Source organism: Acidaminococcus sp. AM05-11, from assembly GCF_003472805.1.
In the GTDB taxonomy this organism is placed as follows: Bacteria; Bacillota; Negativicutes; order Acidaminococcales; family Acidaminococcaceae; genus Acidaminococcus; species Acidaminococcus hominis.
In genome coordinates, this window is the sequence record NZ_QRMX01000012.1 from 47,134 (window position 1) to 68,260 (window position 21,127).

12 protein-coding genes are annotated in these 21,127 nt (G+C 51.2%); 11 read left to right on the forward strand and 1 reads right to left on the reverse strand.

Annotated elements, in window-relative coordinates:
• Positions 1-21: 21 nt before the first annotated feature.
• From DW089_RS07420 to DW089_RS07430, 3 genes are all read left to right on the forward strand, one after another.
• Positions 22-1,092, forward strand: a complete 1,071-nt coding sequence (locus tag DW089_RS07420; RefSeq protein ID WP_118287012.1) for a tartrate dehydrogenase — start codon at positions 22-24, stop codon at positions 1,090-1,092.
• A 112-nt stretch (positions 1,093-1,204) separates the two neighbouring features.
• The gene (locus DW089_RS07425) at positions 1,205-1,768 is read left to right on the forward strand and encodes a chorismate mutase (protein WP_118287013.1); all 564 of its coding nucleotides are present in this window, start codon (positions 1,205-1,207) and stop codon (positions 1,766-1,768) included.
• A 12-nt stretch (positions 1,769-1,780) separates the two neighbouring features.
• Positions 1,781-3,238 carry an anion permease gene (locus DW089_RS07430; protein WP_118287014.1) on the forward strand — a complete coding sequence of 486 codons (1,458 nt, stop codon included), beginning with the start codon at positions 1,781-1,783 and terminating at the stop codon, positions 3,236-3,238.
• An 86-nt stretch (positions 3,239-3,324) separates the two neighbouring features.
• On the opposite strand, the gene DW089_RS07435 is transcribed toward DW089_RS07430, so the two are convergent.
• Positions 3,325-4,869: a Na+/H+ antiporter NhaC family protein gene (locus DW089_RS07435; RefSeq protein WP_118287015.1), complete on the reverse strand. Its 1,545-nt coding sequence runs from the start codon at positions 4,867-4,869 to the stop codon at positions 3,325-3,327.
• A gap of 243 nt (positions 4,870-5,112) precedes the next feature.
• On the opposite strand from DW089_RS07435, the gene DW089_RS07440 reads away from it, so the two are divergent.
• The 8 genes from DW089_RS07440 to DW089_RS07480 all read left to right on the forward strand — a co-directional run bounded on the left by DW089_RS07440 (position 5,113) and on the right by DW089_RS07480 (position 21,099).
• On the forward strand, positions 5,113-9,942 hold the full coding sequence (locus DW089_RS07440; RefSeq protein ID WP_158572338.1) for an AAA domain-containing protein: 4,830 nt from the start codon (positions 5,113-5,115) through the stop codon (positions 9,940-9,942).
• A 16-nt stretch (positions 9,943-9,958) separates the two neighbouring features.
• Positions 9,959-11,677, forward strand: a complete 1,719-nt coding sequence (locus DW089_RS07445) for a hypothetical protein (protein ID WP_118287017.1) — start codon at positions 9,959-9,961, stop codon at positions 11,675-11,677.
• A 188-nt stretch (positions 11,678-11,865) separates the two neighbouring features.
• Positions 11,866-12,768 carry a LysR family transcriptional regulator gene (locus tag DW089_RS07450; protein WP_118287018.1) on the forward strand — a complete coding sequence of 301 codons (903 nt, stop codon included), beginning with the start codon at positions 11,866-11,868 and terminating at the stop codon, positions 12,766-12,768.
• A 143-nt stretch (positions 12,769-12,911) separates the two neighbouring features.
• Positions 12,912-13,688 carry an HpcH/HpaI aldolase/citrate lyase family protein gene (locus DW089_RS07455; RefSeq protein WP_105326032.1) on the forward strand — a complete coding sequence of 259 codons (777 nt, stop codon included), beginning with the start codon at positions 12,912-12,914 and terminating at the stop codon, positions 13,686-13,688.
• Between the two features lie 7 nt (positions 13,689-13,695).
• A complete protein-coding gene (locus tag DW089_RS07460) occupies positions 13,696-14,892 on the forward strand; it encodes a sodium/glutamate symporter (RefSeq protein ID WP_118287019.1) in 1,197 nt (398 codons plus the stop codon).
• A gap of 2,395 nt (positions 14,893-17,287) precedes the next feature.
• The gene (locus DW089_RS11480; RefSeq protein WP_118287021.1) at positions 17,288-17,689 is read left to right on the forward strand and encodes a hypothetical protein; all 402 of its coding nucleotides are present in this window, start codon (positions 17,288-17,290) and stop codon (positions 17,687-17,689) included.
• Between the two features lie 40 nt (positions 17,690-17,729).
• Positions 17,730-19,406 (forward strand): ShlB/FhaC/HecB family hemolysin secretion/activation protein, encoded by a 1,677-nt coding sequence (locus DW089_RS07475; protein ID WP_118287022.1) that lies wholly within the window; start codon positions 17,730-17,732, stop codon positions 19,404-19,406.
• A gap of 13 nt (positions 19,407-19,419) precedes the next feature.
• On the forward strand, positions 19,420-21,099 hold the full coding sequence (locus tag DW089_RS07480) for a leukotoxin LktA family filamentous adhesin (RefSeq protein WP_118287023.1): 1,680 nt from the start codon (positions 19,420-19,422) through the stop codon (positions 21,097-21,099).
• Positions 21,100-21,127 lie beyond the last annotated feature (28 nt).

The window sequence follows — 21,127 nt, forward strand, 5'->3', positions numbered from 1 at the left end:
CATTCGAAGGGAGCCAGAAACGTGGAAAAAAGAGTGTACAAAGTAGCCGTTATTGGCGGCGACGGCATTGGGCCTGAGGTCCTTGCCGAAGGTATCAAAGTGTTAAAAGGAGCTGCCCAGCTGGACGGCAATTTTAGTTTTGACTTTACCTATTTTCCCTGGGGCTGCGAATACTATCTGAAGCACGGGGAAATGCTGCCGGAAGATGGCATTGAAACCCTGAGCAAATTTGACGCCATTTATTTGGGCGCTGTGGGCTACCCCGGCGTACCCGACCATATTTCCCTGCGGGGCCTGTTAATCAAGATCCGCAAGAGCTTTGATGAATACGTGAACCTGCGTCCGGTGAAGCTGCTGAAAGGCGCTCCCTGCCCCTTAAACGGTGTGAAGCGGGAAGACATCGACATGGTGTTTGTCCGGGAAAACAGCGAAGGGGAATATGCCGGCGCCGGCAGCTGGCTGTACAAGGACACCCCCAGAGAAGTGGTGATCCAGGACAGCGTGTTCTCCCGGTTTGGCTGTGAGCGGATTATCCGTTACGCTTACGAACTGGCCCGGAAGGAACACAAGACCCTGACCAGCATCAGCAAGGGCAACGCCCTGAACTATTCCATGGTGTTCTGGGACCAGATTTTTGAAGAAGTGGGCAAGGAATACCCTGAAGTGGAAACCCATTCCTACCTGGTGGATGCCGCCAGCATGTTCATGGTGAAGGATCCCAAACGGTACCAGATTGTGGTCTGCTCCAACCTGTTCGGGGATATTCTCACCGACCTGGGGGCTGCCATTTCCGGCGGTATGGGCCTGGCCGCAGGCGCCAACCTGAACCCGGAACGGAAGTTCCCGTCCATGTTCGAACCCATCCACGGTTCCGCCCCGGACATTGCCGGCCAGGGCAAAGCCAACCCCTTGGCTTCCATCTGGTCCGCAGCCCAAATGCTGGAATTCTTCGGAGAAAAGGCCTGGAGCGACAAGCTGCTGAACATCATCGAAGAAATGCTGGTGGAGAAAAAAGTGCTGACCCCAGATCTGGGCGGCACAGCTACCACCACCCAAGTAGGGGACGAAGCCCTGCGCAAACTGTCCGAATAACCCGGGCAGCCTGAAATTGAAAAAACGGAGAACCCAACCGGAAGGCCGGGGCTCCGTTTTTTTATACCATCGTCTGCAGTATAGTAGTAGAGTAGGAAAGCGAGGAAAATGTATGAACCTGCAAGAAGCAAGACAAAAAATCGACGCTATTGACCCCCAAATCCGCAAACTTCTCATGGAGCGGCTGGACTGTTCCCTGGAAGTGGCCAAAAGCAAGCAGGCTGCCGGAGAGACCAACATCTACCGGGCGGACCGGGAACAATTCATCCTGGACAAGCTGTCTGAAGGCGTGCCCGCAGACCGGCTTCGGGAATACCTGGCCGTGGTCCGGAAGATTATGGAAACCAGCCGGATGTACCAGTACGGCCTGCTGTTCGAATGGAACCCCGAGCTGTTCCAGAAACTGGCCCAGGGCATCGAAATCAAACCCGGCGGTACCCGGGTCAAGGTCCGGCTCACCCGTCCGGACCGCCCCAACGCCATGAGCAGCATCCTGAACATGGTGGGGGATTACGGCTACAACATGCAGTACATGGAGTTAATCAGCTTCAACCCCGACAAGACCGTGACCTTTGAGCTCACTATTTTAGGGGACCTGAGCCAGACGCCCATGCAGACCCTGCTGTTCCAGCTGTCCAAGGAGAGTCAGGATTTCCAGATTCTCAAGAACGAATAGGGGGCGAGTGCCATGACCAAATCCCAAAAAGATACGTTCTGGCTGGTGGTTTCCCTGGCTGCAGGCTTCCTGGTCCGCAGCCTGCCCGCCCCGGCACCCCTTACCCAGGAAGGCCTGGCCGTACTGGGCATCTTCCTGACCTCCCTGATGATGTGGATTACCATCTCCATCGACTGGCCCAGCCTGATTACCGTGCTGCTCTTGGGCTTTCTGCCCAGCTTCGGCTTTGGGGAAACCCTGAAGGGAACCCTGGGGAATACCACCGTGGCATTCCTGCTGTTCACCTTCATGCTGGTGTACCCCCTGTCCCAGACCCACTTTGTCCGGCGCTGCACCGTCAGCTTCATCACCAACCGGGTAGCCCGGAGAGGGCCCTGGTCCTTTGTGACCTTTCTGCTGTTTGCCGTAACCTTTATGGGACTCTTTATTTCTCCTTCCGTTTTGTTCGTTGCCTTTATGCCCTTCCTGGAGGATATTTTCCAGGTGCTGGAAGTGAAGAAAGGGTCTCCCACCGGCAATATGATCATGCTGGGAACGGCCTTCTGCATCAGCCTGTCTTCCGGCATGACGGCCATTGGCCACGTATGGCCCACCATGGCCATCGGCTACTACACCGCCGCCACCGGCCGGGACGTGAACCAGTTCCAGTACATGGCCATGGGCATTCCCACCGGCATTGTACTGGTGCTGCTCCTGCTTTTGGTGTTCAAGTTTGTGTTCCGCCCGGCGGATATTGGGGAAATCAGCCCCAGTAAGGCCATGGCCCTGCGGGGCATGGTTCCCAAGGCAGACCGGAAAGAATGGATTATCCTGGGCACCATGGCCCTCACCGTTCTGCTGTGGGTGGGTCCCAGCCTGGTGAAGGGCTTTGACCCGGGCCTCTACAAAATGGTCAGCAAATGGACCACGGCCATGCCGCCCCTTTTGGGCTGCATCATTCTGTTCATTGCCCGGGACAAAGGCCAGCCCATTATGAACTTCCGGGAAGTCATGACCAAAGGCGTCCTGTGGGCCTCCATCATCATGACCGGCGCCGCCACCATGCTGGGCTCCGCCCTTACCCATAATGGTATGGGCGTCAAGGAATGGCTCAGCGGTATGCTGGCTCCCATTGCCGGCGGGCTGCCCGCCTTCGGCCTGATTCTGTTCTTCTTCGCCTGGTGCATCCTGGAAACCAACTTCTCCTCCAACATCGTGACCACCACCGTGGTCAGCGCTGTAGCCCTGTCCGTCTGCCAGGCCCTGCCGGCCGGCATCCTCAGCGTAGGCGCTGTGGTGTGCCTGATTGGGTTTGGCGCCGGCATCTGCAACATGACCCCTGCCGGCCAGTCCACCATCAACACCGTGGCCATCGGCTCCGGATGGACCACCGCCAAGGATATGTTCATCTGGGGCGGCGTTTTCGCCATTCTGGCCGTACTGACCATGACCTTTGTGGGCTACCCCATTGGAGCGCTGCTTCTGCACTAAGCCCCCACAAACTAGCGGCTAACGTACGAAAAATCGCATAAGAAAAGAGGTTCCGACTATTTCGGAACCTCTTTTTTCATAGGTGCTTACGCTTTTTTCGCCAATCTGCCCTTGGCTCTTCTGTGGAGCACAACCAGGGTCAGGGCCAATAAACCGATGCCCGTAACCAGGGTCAGATACACATTGCCGCCGGAGAACCCAGCCACCAGGTAGCTGACAAAGCAGCAGAAGGCCACCAGGCAGGCGTAGGGGATCTGGGTGCTCACGTGCTGCATATGATTGCAGCCAGCGCCGGAGCTGGACAAAATCGTGGTATCGGAAATGGGGGAGCAGTGGTCCCCGAATACGGAACCTGCCAGGGTAGCAGCCAGGGTCACCGTCATGATTTCAGGCGGGGTAGCCTGGCAGATGAAAACCACAATAGGAATGAAAATCCCGAAGGTGCCCCAGGCCGTACCAATGGAGAAGGACAGCCCCGCAGCTACCAGGAACACAATGGCCGGAATCAGCTCCGTGGGCAGCTGGCTGGTTTCCACCAGCATACCGATGTATTGCCCGGTGCCCAGGTAGTTCTGGCACAGGGAACCGATGGTCCAGGCCAGGGTCAGGATGATGTAGGCCGGCACCATGGTGTTGATGCCCGTGGTGATGTTGCTCATAAAATCCTTAAAGGAAATCAGTTTCCGGGGAACGAACTGGAAGAATGCCACCACCAGAGCCCAGAAGCCGCCCAGCACCAGGGAGGCAGAGGAATTGCAGGCGCCAATGGCTTCCTGGAAGGAAATGGGCTTATCCCAGTAGCCGCCGGTGTACAGCATGGCCAGGATGGTGAAGACAATCAGGGCCAGAATAGGAATCACCAGGTCCAGCACCGTACCCTTGGTGTTGGGTTCCGCTTCCCCTTGGGTAATCATGGTATCGATAGCCCCCAGGTTATCGTTTTCTTCCGCTTCCCACTCTGCATTGGCCATGGGACCAAATTCCAGGTTTGTAGCAGACAGGGTCACCACCATGATAATGGACAAAATGGCATACATATTATAGGGAATGGTGGCAAAGAAGGCAGAAAGCTCGTTGGAGAAGGCGCCCGTTTCGTACAGGGTGGAACCTACCGCCGCAGCCCAGCTGGATACAGGAGCAATGATGCACACCGGTGCCGCCGTGGTGTCGATGATGTAGGCCAGCTTGGCCCGGGAAACCTTGTACTTGTCGGTGACCGGCTTCATTACGGTGCCCACCGTCAGGCAGTTGAAATAGTCGTCGATGAAAATCAGTACCCCCAAAAGACTGGTGGCCAGTTCTGCCGCCCGCTTGCTTTTGATCTTCTGGGTAGCCCATTTGCCGTAGGCATAGGAACCGCCGGCCTTGGTGACCACGCACACCAGGGAGCCCAAAAGGGCCAGGAACAGGATAATGTAGAACTTGTCCATGGTTCCCACGGTTTTGGCCATGATTTCGAAAGCAATGGAACTCATGGCTACCAGCCCGCCGCCGGAAAATACCGCATAGATCAGGCCGCCGGACAAAATGCCCAGCATCAGGGAGGAAATAACTTCTTTGGTGATCAGTGCCAGGGCAATGGCAATGATGGGAGGGAATAGGGAGTAAAACCCAACGTCGATAGGTTGCATAATTGGCTCCTTTATGTGTAGTGTAGGGTTACAAGATTACGTTTTATTTTACCATATTTTGACACAGACTCAAGAAAAAGAAACGAATTTGTGAAAAAACTTATAATAAGCCCTTTTTCTGTGTACGGGAAGGAAGTTTTTGGATATAATAGAGCATATATGCAGCAATATGGAAATTATGGCAGCAATGCCTGCCTGAATAAGGGTGGAATTATGGTGAAATATATGGGGGAAACAAATGTCATGGAGAATAGTGAGGTAAACGGAATCCCTTCAGCTGTTGAGAAGGAACTTACCCTATTGTCCTTTTTAAAGAGCTTTAGCGAAATCAAAGAAAAAGTGATTACCCAGATTGGCCAGCAGGTCTGGTCCCTATTTTACCGAGATATTCCCTGGGATCAGGAATATCTGCGGCCTTACTACGCAGATGAGGAAGATGCGCCAGAAAGCGATGAGGGGGATTTGATCCTGCTGTCCCTGCAGCGGCCCAAGCGGCCCAACTGTCCTGCACCGTCTAAGCAATTGGAAGCTTGGCTGCAGCCGGGGTGGGACAATTATCGCCTTGAACAACCAGAACATTATGCGTACTTTAGTCAAGGCAAATGGTTTACGCAAGCTGATTATGACAAGCTCCAGGAAAGTATTCAGTCCCACATGCAGGGAGAAGGCTTGAAGGCAGCAGAGAATCAGGCTATGCCAGAAGCCTTTGATCAAGATAGCCAAAGAATAAAGGACTACAAAAAATGGCTTACAGAACGGCTGGCCTGGCGGAGCCGAATGCTGGAAATTATCCGGCTGGATAATTTCTTTGGCAAACTCTATACCCTGTATATCAATCTGCGGCAGCAGGACAATTTGGAACTGATGCTGGGCAATGGCCAACTGCGAATTTATGATTCTGAGAGTGGTCAACTGCTGACAGATCATCCGATTTTGTTAAAAAAGCTTAAAATTCATTTTGACTCTGAACACTATCGCATCTTGATTACCAGCGGAGACGATCCTTCCGAATTGTACAGTAGAATGCTGCTGGATGTACCGGCTATTGACCGGGTTGAACTTGTCAAACAACAGCAGCTCTTGCACCAGCATAACTGGCATCCTTTGGACCGGTCTGCAGCTTACACTTTTTTGAAGACGTTGGTACAGGCCTTGGGTCCCAAATCCCAATTCTTGGAAGAGCAGGAGGCATTTCCTGCCTACACTCCTGGGGGAAATCTGGCCTTTTTAAAAATGGCCCCAACGCTTTTCGTGCGGAACAAGGTCAGCGGCTTGGGCAATTTCATTGAAGGCGCCAAAGCACATATTGCAGAGTATCCCCAGGAAGAAACACCTCTGCTGTTTTTTACCGGGGATAAGTTGTCACTGCCTGTTTCTGCGGAAGAAGATTTAGAACAGCTGCCCCTGGAGAAGCGCCTGGCTTTGGCTAGCGGTGAAGACCCCGAAATTCTTTTGGCTAAACCAGCCAACAAGGAACAAATTCAAATAGCCCAGAAATTGGAAAAAATGGACGCGGTGGTAGTTCAAGGCCCTCCAGGTACCGGGAAAACTCATACCATTGCCAATTTGATGGGGCATTATCTGGCCCAGGGAAAAACCGTGCTGGTCACCAGTTATACCTCTAAAGCCCTGCGGGTCTTAAAAGCCAAGCTGCCGGAATCGGTGCAGGATCTTTGTGTGGCAGCACTTCCCGATGCTGCCGATGAACGCACCCGGGCGGTACAGGGAATCATGAGCCACGTAAACCAAGCTTCTCCTGCTGTGCTGAAGTCGCAAATCAAGAAAAAGGAAAAAGCCAGAAATGATTTGATAGTCCATCTGGAAAACGTGCGGGGACGTGTCTATAGACTGCGGAACCAGGAAATTGCCAGCTATATCTATGATGGGCAAAGTTATTCTTTAGCACAAATAGCCCAATGGGTACAGGAGAGGGCAGCAACCCTCCAGGATATTCTCCCAGGGAAAATTATTGCCCCTGAGGGAGCAGCTTTTGCGGCGCTGCCATTGAGTCCAGAGGAACTGCAGGAGCTATATGCTACGAACCAAAGCCTATCTCCTGAAGATGAGAAAAATATGCTTCAGCTGCCCGAGCTGGAACTTCTTCCTCAACCAGAGCTGTTGAGAAAGAAAGAGAAAATTTGGCAGGAACTGGAGCAGGAAGTTCACCAGTTGGGAGCTTCCTGTGAAGTGCTGGATGGCACCCTGGTACTGCGCAAGGGGCCCCATTTGCTGCATATGACAGTGCAGCAAACTGTCCCTGGCGCAATGCTTGAAAACTACAGAAGTCAAATGGAAAGATTGGAACCCCGGCATTTTACCATGATTTTGGACAGTCTGATTCCTGGGAAAAAACAGCAGTGGGAGAATTTGTGCCAGCAAATTGAGACAGTTTATAACTATGCGTCCGAAATTGCAGCCAGTCAGTTGGGGAAAAACATTGGCTTTATTGAAAATACAGATTTGGCGCAAGCAGAGGAAGCGTTAAAGGTAGTAAGGGAGAATGGGCTGGCCAAGCCTAAGACCGGCTTTATGGCAAAACTGAAATCTTTGGCCGGCAAAGAAAATCCCTATTACAAGCTGGTCAAGGATACCGTGCTGGTCAACGGGCAGGTGCCGGAGACGGATGAAGACCTTTTGGCTGCAGAACAAGCTGCTCACCTTAAAAAGCTCCGGACAACCTGCGGCGTAGTTTGGGATGCTTTACTGGGAGTATGTCCCGGTACACCTTCCTTCCAGGAACTGACGGAAAAGAGTAAGGGAGAACCAGAAACAATTGCCTACCGGATGGGAAAAGAAATTCCTTTCTATCTGGCTTGGTACGGCCAGCAGCTGGTCCCGCTGCAAAAGGCACTAACTGAAGCAGGCATTGCCAGCGCTGAGCTATTTACCTCCGATTCTTTTGAGGATACAGAAACTATTTTGCATCGCTGGGTGGAATTGGTACAGCATACCCTGCCTCATTTGTTAAGAATTCACAGCCTATTCCGTGCCAGCAAGGAAACAAGTGAAGGGGACCTGGATTCCCAAGGCAGGAACTTGCTACGGTATCGCAGCTTGAATAACGAACCGGTTCAGCAATTGGTCAAAGCTTATATCGCCAAGGATTTGGACACCTATGAGAGTATTTTTTACAAAATCAAGAAACTGCGGAGTAAAAATAAGGCACTCCAGCTGCGTTGGAAATACCTAGAGGCACTGAAGCCTGTCTGCCCTGACTGGGCGGACGCCATAGCTCGGAGAGAAGGCAGACATGGAAAAGCACAGCCGCCAGAGCACCTGACAGAGGCTTGGCAGTGGCAGCAATTCAAGCAGCTCCTTGATGCGCTGAGCCAAGACTCTCTGGAAAATTTGGAACAGCAGCATGCCCAGCTCAGCAAGGAACTGCGCAAGGCCACAGAAGAATTGGTGGCAGCCAAGGCTTGGGCGGCTTTGAGTAAACGCTTGTTTGATCAGCCTAGGATGACCCAATCACTCATTGCCTGGGATACGCTCTATAAAAAAATCGGCAAAGGTAAGGGAAAACGTGCAGGTAACCTAATACAGCAAGCCCGCAATAAAATGAAGGAATGCCAAAGTGCAGTACCAGCCTGGATTATGCCCCTTGATATGGTATACAAGAACATGGCCGTAGGCGTGAATCGCTTTGATCTTGTTATTGTGGATGAGGCCAGCCAGGCTGACATTACGGCATTACCTATTTTACTCCTGGGCAAACAAGTATTGGTGGTGGGGGATGACCGTCAGGTGAGCCCCATGGCGGTAGGGGTAAAATCGGATAAAGTAGACGCCATTCGGGGAGAATTAAAAAATTTGATTCCCCAGTGGGAAGTGTATGATGCCAAAACCTCTCTTTACGACTTGGTGAAGGTCATGTGCCAATCGTCCATGCTGCTGGAACATTTCCGTTGTGTGCCCGATATTATTGCCTACAGCAACCATCTTTGCTACCACAATAAAATTCTTCCTCTGCGGGATGCTGGAAGCTCCCAGCTGCTGCCTGCCGTAGTCAACTACTGCGTTCCTGGGAAGCGGCATGATACCAAAAAAGTCAATGAAGTGGAAGCAGAAACCATTGCGGCCTTGGTAAAGGCCATGACTACCATGCCGGAATATCGAGGCAAGACTTTTGGCGTTATTTCCTTATTGGGGACGGAACAGGGTGAATTGATTTTCCAAAAACTGCTGGAAAAACTGACGGTACAGGAAATGGAAAAACGGCAGATTGTCTGCGGGGATTCCGCCCAATTCCAAGGGGATGAACGAGATGTTATTCTACTGAGTATGGTGGACAGCAATACAGAACATAAAGGACCTTTGAAACTGACTGGAACCGATCCCAGCGATGATTACCATAGACGGTACAACGTTGCGGCAAGTCGTGCCAGAGACCAGCTATGGGTGGTGAACTCCCTGAATCCGGCTATAGATTTGAAGGATGGGGATATTCGGAAAACCCTGTTGGATTTTGCCAGTAATCCCCAAGCTTTGCGAGAAAAAGCCCAGCAGATTCAGGAAAAGGCAGAATCGCCTTTTGAAGAAGAAGTTGCCACCCGGCTTACCGCTAGGGGCTATAAGTTGGTGCAGCAGTGGCAGGCAGGTTACTACCGCATTGACATGGTAGTAGTGGATGGCAATCGAAAAATTGCCCTGGAATGTGATGGGGAGCAGTTCCATTCCGGACCGGATAAGATTATTGCTGATATGGAACGGCAGACCATTCTAGAACGTCTGGGGTGGACCTTCATCCGTCTGCGGGGCAGTGAATATTACCGGGACAAGGCTGCGGCCATTGAACGAGTAGTGGCACAGCTGAACCAGTACGGCATTCAACCCTATAGCGATGAGCCCACCCAAGCCGCAGAAACCACCGCTTTGTTAGAAGAAGTGAAACGGCGGGCAGCCCTAGTGTTAGAAGGCGAGGAACTGGAGGCGGATACGCCGGATTTTACGGAAGCCCAGGAGCCACCGGAGAAGCCGGAAACAACTTCCCCCTATAAAGCAGAAGCGGCTTCTGGGGCAGCAGTGGCTGCAGATCTCCCTGGAGGAAGAGAACCAGGAGCCACCTTTATTTGAGTTCCCGCCTGAAGAAATGGATAACCAAGCTGCGACCACGATGCAGAAAACTATTGTCCGGGAGCCAAATAAGGCGAAAACGCTGCAGTCAGCTTTAGAGAATACCCCTGTGCACAAGCAGGATGATTGGGCGAACGACGTCATTTCTGAACCAGAAACCCAAAAAGCAGAAGCTGTTCCCACCCTGCTAAAACCCGTAACGGGACCAGGAAAGTACCAGGTATCAAACAAGCGCTTTTATGCAGATTTTGCAGTAGACCAGGAAACTGGAAAACAGTGGTATAGGGTGGGCCTCCAGGCAAAGTACCAGCCGATGCCTATAACCTGGGAAGGAATGAAACAAGAAGTCCTTAAAAGAAACGGAATCATTGTGGAAAGCACAAAAACTTTTCTGTTTGTGGACCGAGACAGTTGGGAAGAATTTTTGGTAAGTGGAAAAAACTATTACGACTTTCCGTCTTTGGAGCAAAAGCCTGAGGTAAAGGCTGCTGTGGAAATGCCCAGTGTACCAAAGCAAAAAGGAGAGAAATCTACTGCACCAAAGCCCAAAGCGAAATCCGCGAAATCCAGGAAAGTGTCGATAAAGCCTGCTGCGCCCCAACAAACCGCAGGGCACAGTTTTGTAGCGACAGCTACAAGCAATAGGCAGGAGAAATTGGCAGAGAAGCCAAATACCAAGCCCGAGCAGTCAACAAATCAGGCATCTGTACCTCAAAGTGAAAATAATTTAGCTGCGCCTGTACACGGTGGAAAAAAAGGCAATGAAAAATTTTTCGTAGATCAATATAGGGATGAAGATACCCAGACAATGGTGTATCGGGTACAACTTCGCCCAACTTGCCAAATGCGGAAACAGGAAAAACAAGCCATTGCCGAACTAGCCCAACATTATTTGGGGCAGCCACAGAACCGTGACAGATGCTTTGTCTTCTCCAACGCAGAAAATCGGGATAATTTTCTACGGGAAGGCATGAAACCCTTTGGACTTCCCAATCCTGACGGGGAAGGTTTTGTTTGGGAACCAACTGGCACCCTGAAAGAGCTACCAAAAGCAAACGTAAATAACCCAACAGAAACTACTGAAGAATTGCAGAAGGACAGATATGAAAATGAACGGTTTTATGTGGACCGTTGTCTTACCAAGAAGGGGAAAATTGCTTATCGGGTGGGGTTTCAAAAAGACTATCGGGTAGATAAAAAGCTCTTTGACGAAATCTATGAACTGGCAGAGCAATATAATGGGTACTATTCCAAGTATTATATGAGCGCTTTTTTGTTTCTTACCGCTGCCAATCGTGCTGCCTTTCTAAAGGCTGGGCGGGAAAAATATGGCTTGCCTTATGAAAATCGGGAAGAACAGAATTTATCTAAGGGAAAAGTGTTCAATGCAGAAGAAATGCAGGTTTCTGATGATCAGAGGTATGGCAACAATCACTTTTATGTGGACCATTGCCTGCATACCCAAAAGAAAATCAAACTTTCCCGGGTAGGATTCCAAAAAGGGTATTACGTAGACAAGAACGTCTTCTCTGCAATGGAGAAATTAGCCAAGAAGCATTCCGGCTACTACTCCAAATTCCATATGCGGGCCTTTCTGTTCTTTCAGGATAAAGACCGGGACGCCTTTTTGGAAGAAGGACGGGCAGCCTTTGGGTTCCCCAGTGTAGGCGAGACCGAAGAACTGGTTCTGGAACCGGAAGTAGCTCAGCCGAACCAAGAACAAAGTTTGTTCTAAGAGCTTTTTTGCCAAAATCACATAATCAACAAGCCTCTGAAAAGCAAGGAAATGCTTTTCAGAGGCTGAGCTGCTTTTTCTCCCTGACGTTCCTCATGGTATAATAAGGGCAGGATAAACGGACTAGGGTTCGGCGAGGCTGGGCCTGGGCAAGGAACGCACCTTTGTTTCTGGATAGGGAGAATGGTATGGAAATACGGCATTTGGAGTATTTTATGGAAGTGGCCAGGTATTTGAATTTTACCAAGACGGCGGAGCGGACGCATATTTCTCAGCCTACGTTAAGTCGGACCATCAAGGAACTGGAGGAGGAGCTGGGGGTTCAGCTGTTTCGCCGGACCAAGCATGAGGTCAGGCTGACGGATGCGGGGGCGGCGTTTCTGCCGCTGGCCCGGGAGCAGGTGGTGGCTTTCCACAATCTGGAGGGGTTTGGCAAAGGGGATGACCAGAAGCTTTGCGGAACCATCTATATTGGTATCCCTCTGATTACGGCCAACACGGCCATCAGTGCCATTTTGGGGGATTTCAAGCAGGCTTATCCCAACATCAAGGTATCTCTCTTGGAAACGGGGCCCAAGCATATTGCAAAGCTTCTCCAGGATGGGCTTTTGGACTTTGGTATTTTCAATCCTCGGGGGAATCCGGAATTTCAGGGGGAATGGATGGAGCAGGATACCCACAGTGTGGTGCTGCCCAAGAACCATCCGCTGACACAATTGGAGCAGGTGGATTATCCGGATTTGCGCAGTGAGGCCATCATTCTTTATACGGAGGAATATGTGCTGCACGACAAGATTCTCCGGGGTTTTGCGGAGCATCACATCCAGCCCCACATTCTGTTGGAAACCATGCAGCATGATCTGATGCTGTCCATGGTGGAACACAACAATGGGGTGGCTTTTTTGCCCAGCAAGTTCTGCAGCAAGCTGAAACGGTATGGTTATGATCTGATCTTTCGGCCTTTTGCTGACTCGAATCTGACGCTGCACCTGGCCCTGAATTCCCTGAAAGCGGCCCAGAGTTCCCGGGAAGCGGCGCTGTTCCAGAAGTTCTTCCGGCAGTGGCTGGCAAACCACGGGCAAAAGGGTTGAAGGCTTAGTCAGAAATGCTTTGTATCGCTTATTCATTTTTTGGATAAGCGATATTTTTTATTGCTATTTCCTGAATTTTCCGTCCGGTGCTATAGTTGTTTTAGCGAGAGTGCACCGGTGCAAAAAAGGAAAGAGGCAAAACCATGAAGACTACATTCAGATCATTGTTGGAAAAACACGAGAAATTTATTGGCAGCTACATTACTTTTCCTGCTGATACTGCCATTGAGGTCATGAAGCAGGCTGGGGTGGATTTCGTTATCCTGGACCTGGAACATGAACAGCTGACGATGACGGAAGTCATGTCCATGATCCGTACCTGTGATGCCTGCGGAATGGCCGCTATGGTGCGGGTGCCTGGGCTGGACGAAACCAGTATCCGCAAGGCTCTGGACATGGGGGCTTCTGCCATCAAGGTGCCGGGAATTACCAATGCAGCAGAAGCAAAATTGGCTGTTGCCCTGTGCAAGTATCCGCCGGAAGGGGTGCGGGGAGCCTGTCCTTTTACCCGTAATAATGGGTACGGCGTGGACCGGGCTGGCTGCTATGCCAAAGCCAACCGGGAAGTAGCGGTTTCCGTGATTATTGAAGGGGTGGAAGGGGTTCGAAATATGGAAGAAATCATTGCCACTCCGGGCATTGATACCGTTTCCATCGGTAATATCGACTTGGCCGTTGCCCTGGGGGTTCCTGGACAAGTGTTTCATCCCAAGGTGAAACAGGCGGTTTTGGACTGCGCTGCCCTGTGTGAGCAATATGGCAAGAGCTGTTCTGCCCAGGTGCTGCAGCCCAGCGATGCCGCTGAATTCGCCAAATGCAAGGGCATTTCCCACTACCATACCGATTTTCCGCAGTATTTGCTGTACAAAGCTTACAAAGATTTGTGCGAGGGGCTGAAATCCTATTCCGTGAAAGGATAAATATATCATGAAAATCACGCTGGATTTACTGACTACAACAGGGGTTGCCGCTTTTGTCGTACTTTTAGGAAGATATATTGTTGCTAGGGTGAAAGTGTTTCGTGATTTTTGTATTCCTGCCGCAGTGGTTTCTGGACTGCTGGTAAGTATCCTGATGTGTCTGCTGAAAGTGTACGGCGGCATCAGCGTAGTGTGGACGGGCCAGCTCACTGGCTGGTCCATGAATCTGTTCTTTACGGCAGTGGGAATTGGCTTTACTGCCGAGCTGCTGCGTAAGGGCGGCAAGCTCTGTGTACAGATTGCCATTGCTTCTGTGATTCTCATTACGCTACAAAATATCGTGGGCGTGGCCATTGCCAAAATGACTGGGGTCAATCCTCTGATTGGGATTGCCTGTGGTTCGGCTGCCATGTACGGGGGTGTAGGGACTGCGGGTGCTTTTGGCCCTATTTTTGAACGGCTGGGCTGTGATGGCGCTACGGTCATTGGCGTAGCGGCCGGTACCTTTGGGATGGTGGTTGCCTCCTTGTTTGGCGGCCCCACTGCCAGATACCTGATTAAGACCCATCATTTGCAGCCACTTCCGGAAGACCAGGAGAACGTAGAAATAACCAACACAAAAGAAGTACATCCTCTGGATACCAAGAAAGTATCCACGGCGTTCTTTATGCTGCTGCTGATTGCCGGCCTGGGCGTACCCGTTTACAAAGTTTTGAAACTGATTCCCCAGGTAGAAATGCCCTACTTTGTGGGCTGCTTGTTCTCCGGCGTCATCTGCCGCAACGTAATGGAAGCCCTGAAAATTGAGATTCCAGAAAAAGAAATTTCCGTATTGGAACATATTATGCTGGATTTCTTTATTGCCTTGACGCTGATGACCATGGATATGACCAAACTGTTTGCTGTGGCAGGTCCTATGCTGCTGATTCTCATTGGTGAGGTCCTGCTGGCCTGTTTCTTTGGTACTTTTATTGCGTATTATATGTACGGGAAAAATTACAACGCAGCCGTTATGGTTGCTGGCCTGGTGGGAGTAGGGCTGGGAGCCGCTCCCAACGCCGTGGCCAACGAAAAGTCCGTAATGGATGAGTTCGGCTGGGCCAATATGGCCTGGACTATTTTCCCGGCTATGTCCATATTGATCGGCAATACCTACAATCCGCTGTACATCACGGCCATTCAAAAATTTGTTGCCGGATTGTAAGGTTTGCACAACTCCTCTTATCAACGCGAAAAGTCCGATACCTGCACAGAGGTACCGGGCTTTTCGCGTTTTGCTTTAGGATATTTTACATAACTAAAAAGGCGGTCATGGATGGGGAACCCATGACCGCAATGATAGGAGGATTATTGGAGGTCTTGCTACAAATGGTTTCTGAAATGGGGTTTCAGAAACTTTCCTACTACACTTATCGAAGATGATCGCTTGCCCGGCCGTACCTGAGTTTTTTTAGGGGGAGGTCAGTACTCCGATCAACAGGTGAAGTGCCGAAGCTTTGGGGTGGACCAGTCGTTATAGGGGGAACGGCGGATCCAGTTCCGGCACCCGAAGCCCGTTGATTATGGGGAGGGGGTACTGAGAAACTCAAGGTAACTTGCCGGAACAAACTTGGGGATAAACCGGGGAATGGCGACCCCGGTCTTTCGATATTGCCAATCTCAGGGGAAGAGATCTGCTGCGTTTCCTTGTCAGAAGGTTTCTGGAATGGTAGTGCCTTGGGGAAAGGTGCTGCCGATGGTGCAGAAACCCTGCCTGCTGCACACCTTCCGGTTTCCAGCAAGGGACGATTGGGGGATCGTCCTTGCTGGCTTTTTGTCGGGGTGTCTGCAGCAGTCCCATCGTGGAGGGATCCTGCCAAGTACCTCGCAGCTGGCAAGTCCGGTGTGGACTTGGGACCAACGATTCAAGGGAACTGTGGTCCGTCAAGTGATTCGCTGACCGGCCAGCGGATCCGAAGACAACCGCTAAATTATCTCGCCTAGTTGGATGACTCACTGGAATCATCCTGCCGTCCATCAAACGGGAATGGGGTCCAAGCTGGAACCCGGGTGTTTTAATGGACTGACTCCAGAAAGTGTACCTGGTGGGTAGCCCGCTGCTGGCCTTCTCTTTGGGGTGAGAACCCAGCGCACCGGCTGCCCGGCAGCTTCCTGGCTGGAAGAGGGCTTCACTTTTTTCTCTCTAGGAAACCCACTTCCTTACTTGTATAGTATCACCAAAGACAACAACAATCAATAATTATTATCCGAAACATAGTTATTTATTTTAACAATCATGAAAATAGGAACTATTTTGAACTAATAGTTACAAAAATTAGGAGAAAACATAAATTCTCATTTAAGAAATAGTCAATTACATAAGATAACTATATACAGTCAATAAAAAAAGTGGAAATTAGGGCAAATAGGGGCTGGCAGTCCGCAGGACTGACTGAGGAAGTTTTAATGGGGGACTGCTGTGTTAATTAAACTTCTATCGTCGCTTAGCAGTGACACTTCCTGAGCGGTTCGCTGCTAGCCAGTCATTTTCGCCTTACAATCAGAAACTTTCTCCGTCAGCCTAGCGGCTGCCACCTCCTTCACGCTTGAAGGAGGCATGCCAACCGCAGCTATCGCATGGGCCTTATTGACCAAACAGCCATTTGTAGAATTTGTCGGGCTGTTTGGATGCGGCCGCAACGCTTTACGGTCGCATCCAAATGTCAATGCCGTTTTTCAAGGACATTTGGAATATGCGACCTATGTGATAGCCGTCCGTGAGCCGAACCCGTAGGGTGAAGGAGAACGGAGCACGGCGAACCACTCAGGAAGCGTTCTTATCCACTACTAGTCATGTGATAAAAAGAGATGTTGCAATCATCTACGTACTATGCTTTCTTTTCCTATACCCGTTTTGCACTTGACTCGTATGGGCCTAAGACTGGCCCCTGAGCGGTTCGTGGCTCGCTGCTCAGCTGCGTCCTAGAACTTCCCCAGTCAGCTCATAGAGCTGACAGCCCCTTAGTGGTTCGCAGCGCTCCAATCAGCCGCGCCCTGCGGGTTTGCTTCTTGGGCTGCTATCACATGGCTCACATTAGCCAAGAGCATTTTGATAAACTAACATGCTCTTGGATGTGAGCGCAACTCTTGAAGGGGCCAGACCAATCCCGCTATCGCATAGGCCTTATTGACCAAACATCCATGGGAAAACTTGTGGGCTGTTTGGATGCGGCCGCAAAGCGTTGTAGGGAACGTCAGTCCGCAGGAATGACTGAGGAAGTTTATTAAGATACGGCTATAAAGAACAATAAAAATGGCTTGCAAACTCTTTTGAGCTCGCAAGCCATTTTTTCACGCCTCCTCGTTCTCGTCATGTTTTTGAGGCGAAAACGGTATAGGGTTCAAATTCAGGATTGCCCGGCATCACATCACTACACCCCGCTGACCGCACTCACCCCCAAATTTTCCCACAAGAAACTTTTCGTGCCGAAAAACCGCCCTTTCAGGTTATGGGTGAAAAAATTTGCTGATAAGTTGTTACAATATGTAGAAAAGGTAATGAAAGAAATCATATGAATTTTGTGAGGAGAGAGGGAACGTGACAAATTGTAAGTGTTTTTGTGCAGGCAGTGATTCTGGCCGTGGTGCTGGTCTTAGGGATGGGGACGCTACCCGGTTTTCCAGAAAAAATGCAGCAGGCTGGGGGTTCTCTTGAAATGGGGAGCGGCAGGGGGCACAGGGAAAGGCAAATGTCTGGCAGGACTGCAAGCGTCCGCAGTTCGTGTTTTGTAAAACGGGAGTTCGAACAATCCGCACTGGCTGCTTGGCCTCTATACGTAAAATTAGCAAAATTTGTGTCGCAAAGGAAAAAGAGTATACTTTCGTATAATTGTTTTCAAATTTATGCATGGTATACTGTAGATAACATAGAAATGGTGGGAACAGAAAATTTTATAAAACGGGATTCATTGTGGTACAAAAAAATAAAAACTGAATATTCTGTTAAAAATAACGAGGTTTAATGTAAAAAATGAGTTGTTTTAAGAAGAAGGGGAGATTCTTATGAAAAAGGAATTGCTGATACGGGGGCTGCTGCTGTCTTTGCTGTTGGGAAGCAGTGTACCGCTGACGATAGCTGGGGCGGCAGAAAGTGCTGCGAATCGGCCTCAGGGGTATATTGATTCCGGGGTGCAGCTGAACAGGACCCGGCAGTATTTGGAACAACAGCGCCTGGCCAGGGAAATAGCGGCAGAACGGCGGACGGAATTGCTGGAAGGGACGGAGAACCAAGGCGAAAAGCCTGAGGGTACCGTCCATTTTGTGCTGCAAAAGCTTGTTATACCTGAATCCCAGGTATTGTCCCCAAAAGAGCTGGGGGCCATCGTCAAGGACTATGAAGGGAAAGAGGTTTCCCTGGACGATTTGTATGTTGTGGTGCAACGGATCAATGAACTGTATCGCACCAAGGGCTATGTGACGTGCCGGGCTTTTCTGGCGCCCCAGACCATCCATGAGGGGACGGTGCACATTGACCTGGTAGAGGGGAAAACCGGCAAGGTGGAAATCACCGGCCAGGGCAGCACCCGGGAAGCGTATATTCAGCACCGGATTCACCTGGACAGCGGCAAGGTGCAGAATATCCAGCAGCTGAACAAGGATCTGCTGCGGTTCAACTCCACCAATGATGCCCAGCTGCGGATTGCGCTGAAGGCTGGTGAAAAGGACGGAACCACGGACTACGTGATTACGGTGGCGGAGCCCCAAAAACAGGTGGCCGGTATTTTTGCAGATAATGCCGGCAGCGACACCAGCGGTCTTTACCGGGTAGGGGCTTATTGGCAGGACCGGGATCTTTCGGGCAACCGGGATCACCTTTTCCTGAGTACCCTGCGGTCAGAGGGAATGAAAGCCGTTTCGGGCAGCTACAATACGCCCATCAACCGGACGGGTACCCGGGCGGGGCTGTCCTATACGTCCAACAGTGTCCATATTACGGACGGATATTTTGAACCTTTGGGGGTGCGGGGTCACGCCTACGCCTTGACGGCATCGCTCACTTCCCCGATTGTTACGACGGATACGCTGAAATCGGAGTGGGGGTTTGAATACGGACACCAGAAATCCCAAACCGACTACGGTACCAGCCTGGGGCTGCGTTCCCACTGGACCGATGATACTATTGATACACTTTTCCTGTACTACGACCAGTTGGATTATGGCCGGTCCACGGTCTTCTACCAGAAGTACGGTTACCGGAACGGCTGGTATAGGGACCTGAACGACCGGAATCGTTCTTTTGGCAAATTTGAAACGAATATGCTCTATCAGAAACTGTTCCGCTCGGGCCAGCAATGGACCCTGCGGCTGGACGGTCAGCTGTCCAGTACCCAGTACCTGCCCTCTGCCGAAATGTTCTACCTGGGCGGGATGTACAGTGTCCGGGGCTACAAGGAAAGCTTGATTGGCGGCGACGGCGGTTTTTCGGCCAGCGCCCAGTACAGCTTCCCCCTGGAGAAATCTCAGCGGCTGAAGGGCTATCTTTTCGTAGATGGCGGACGGATCTGGGGCAGCAGTGCCTTTGGGGACCGGAGCCTGGTGGGCACCGGCGTTGGTGTAACGGCAGAAATCAACGACCATATGTCCCTGAATGCAGCCCTGGCGTTCCCGCTGCTCCGTACCATTAACGGAGAAGAACAAAGCCGGACGCGGATTTACTTTTCGTTTAACAGCGCTTTCTAAGGAGGCATGACCTATGAGCAACCGGAACTTTTCCCATAAAACCAAGCGGGGAAACCCGCATTCTGTGCAGACGCAAGGCAAAGCCCGTCTGTCCTACGAAATCCTTTCTGCCATTGCTGCAGCAGGCATGCTGGTAAATCCCTATGCGGCGCTGGCAGCTACGAACATTACCGATGGCAGTGGCAAGGCGTATACTGCAAATAACAATGGCGCCTACGATATTGCAGCCCAAAAACGGAACGGCAGCAACGCCATCAATAAATTTCAAAAATTCCAGTTGGGCCAAAATGATATAGCAAACCTGTATTTCCATACTGCGGAAACCCCGAAAACAGAAGCGGGAAACTTGATCAACTTTGTGGATACCCGTATTGATATTAACGGTACGCTGAACTCCATCCACAACGCGCAAATCGGGGGCAACCTCTATTTCCTGAGCCCCAATGGTATGGCGGTGGGCAAAACTGGCGTCATCAACACAGGCTCCCTGTATGTGATGACTCCCGCCAGCGGGTCTGCGGAGGAAATGACCTACGAAGGCCTGCAAAACCGCTTTGACGGAACCCTGCAGGAAAGTGATGCTGCTGAGCTGCTGGCCAATATCCAGTCGGGGAATCTGGCCATTCCTCTGAATCCCAGCGGTACCATTACGGTCCTGGGTACCGTCAACGCCACCAATAACGTGAAAATGTACGCTCCCCGCATTGCCGTGGGCAAGAATATCTCAGGGGAAACCCTGGGCGACACGGCTGCAGACGGTCTGGAAACGGGCGCTGCCATCAACACGGGCGTGACGGATTTCACCAATGTGGTGAAGCTAACAGCTGCTCAGAAGACGGCTGCCGGCCTGGAAAACAAGGGCCTAAAAGTAACGGCTGAAGCGGGCAGCGGAGACCTGGTCCTGGCAGCCAAAGCCGAATACGAAAATGTAGCAGACGCAGAATTTGCCGAAAGCGGCAAAAACCTGGGTCTTGCTTCTGCGCCCAAAACCATTACTGCCAGCGTGGATAGCTATGGGACATTAAACGCAGCCGGTAGCGTGGAACTGAAGGCAGAAGCCTCTAATGGCAATTACGATGAGGCCAAGGCGGAGGCAGACGCAGCTGTAGACGCCGGCACCAGCTTTGGGGACGACACGGTAGTCGCAGACGTTACCAGCGGCTATGCCAAGACCATAGCCAATGTCAACGTACAAGGCAATATTACGGCAGCAGAAGACGTCACCCTTACCGCCAGCGCCAACAATACATATGTGGATACGGGAGATTCTGTGGCTGGGAAGGCGGAAGAATATGCCAGTTATGTCCTGGCAGAAGGGGCCGACGTGGCTCTCCTGGAAAACCAGGCTGCTATTACCATAGGCAGCGGCGCCCGGGTACAGGGCAAACACGTGAACGTCACCGCCGATGCCCAGACAGAAGCTGTTATCGGCGTGGAAGCAGAAGGCAAGAAGGCCAGCCAAAACATTTCGGCTTTGATTCCTTCTGCAGCGGTGAACTATGCCCAGGTCAAGAATACGGCACAGGTCACTGTGGACGGAACGCTGACCGCAACTGGTGCAGATACCACCACGACCGATGAAGAAAACAAAACCGTCACTAATCCTACCCTTCAGGTAACGGCCAACGCTGCCTCTTCTGTGACCAATAAAGCCTCTATCAAGGTGGAAAGTGGTGTGCTCCCCGTCAAGTAGACAGTTCCTAATAATATAAACCTCTACG

Excerpts from the sequence above, each read along its gene's own strand:
- DW089_RS07425 (WP_118287013.1), top strand. The coding sequence starts at position 1,205 with ATGAACCTGCAAGAAGCAAGACAAAAAATCGACGCTATTGACCCCCAA.
- DW089_RS07430 (WP_118287014.1), top strand. The coding sequence starts at position 1,781 with ATGACCAAATCCCAAAAAGATACGTTCTGGCTGGTGGTTTCCCTGGCT.
- DW089_RS07435 (WP_118287015.1), bottom strand. The coding sequence starts at position 4,869 with ATGCAACCTATCGACGTTGGGTTTTACTCCCTATTCCCTCCCATCATT.
- DW089_RS07440 (WP_158572338.1), top strand. The coding sequence starts at position 5,113 with ATGGAGAATAGTGAGGTAAACGGAATCCCTTCAGCTGTTGAGAAGGAA.
- DW089_RS07445 (WP_118287017.1), top strand. The coding sequence starts at position 9,959 with ATGGATAACCAAGCTGCGACCACGATGCAGAAAACTATTGTCCGGGAG.
- DW089_RS07450 (WP_118287018.1), top strand. The coding sequence starts at position 11,866 with ATGGAAATACGGCATTTGGAGTATTTTATGGAAGTGGCCAGGTATTTG.
- DW089_RS07455 (WP_105326032.1), top strand. The coding sequence starts at position 12,912 with ATGAAGACTACATTCAGATCATTGTTGGAAAAACACGAGAAATTTATT.
- DW089_RS07460 (WP_118287019.1), top strand. The coding sequence starts at position 13,696 with ATGAAAATCACGCTGGATTTACTGACTACAACAGGGGTTGCCGCTTTT.
- DW089_RS07475 (WP_118287022.1), top strand. The coding sequence starts at position 17,730 with ATGAAAAAGGAATTGCTGATACGGGGGCTGCTGCTGTCTTTGCTGTTG.
- DW089_RS07480 (WP_118287023.1), top strand. The coding sequence starts at position 19,420 with ATGAGCAACCGGAACTTTTCCCATAAAACCAAGCGGGGAAACCCGCAT.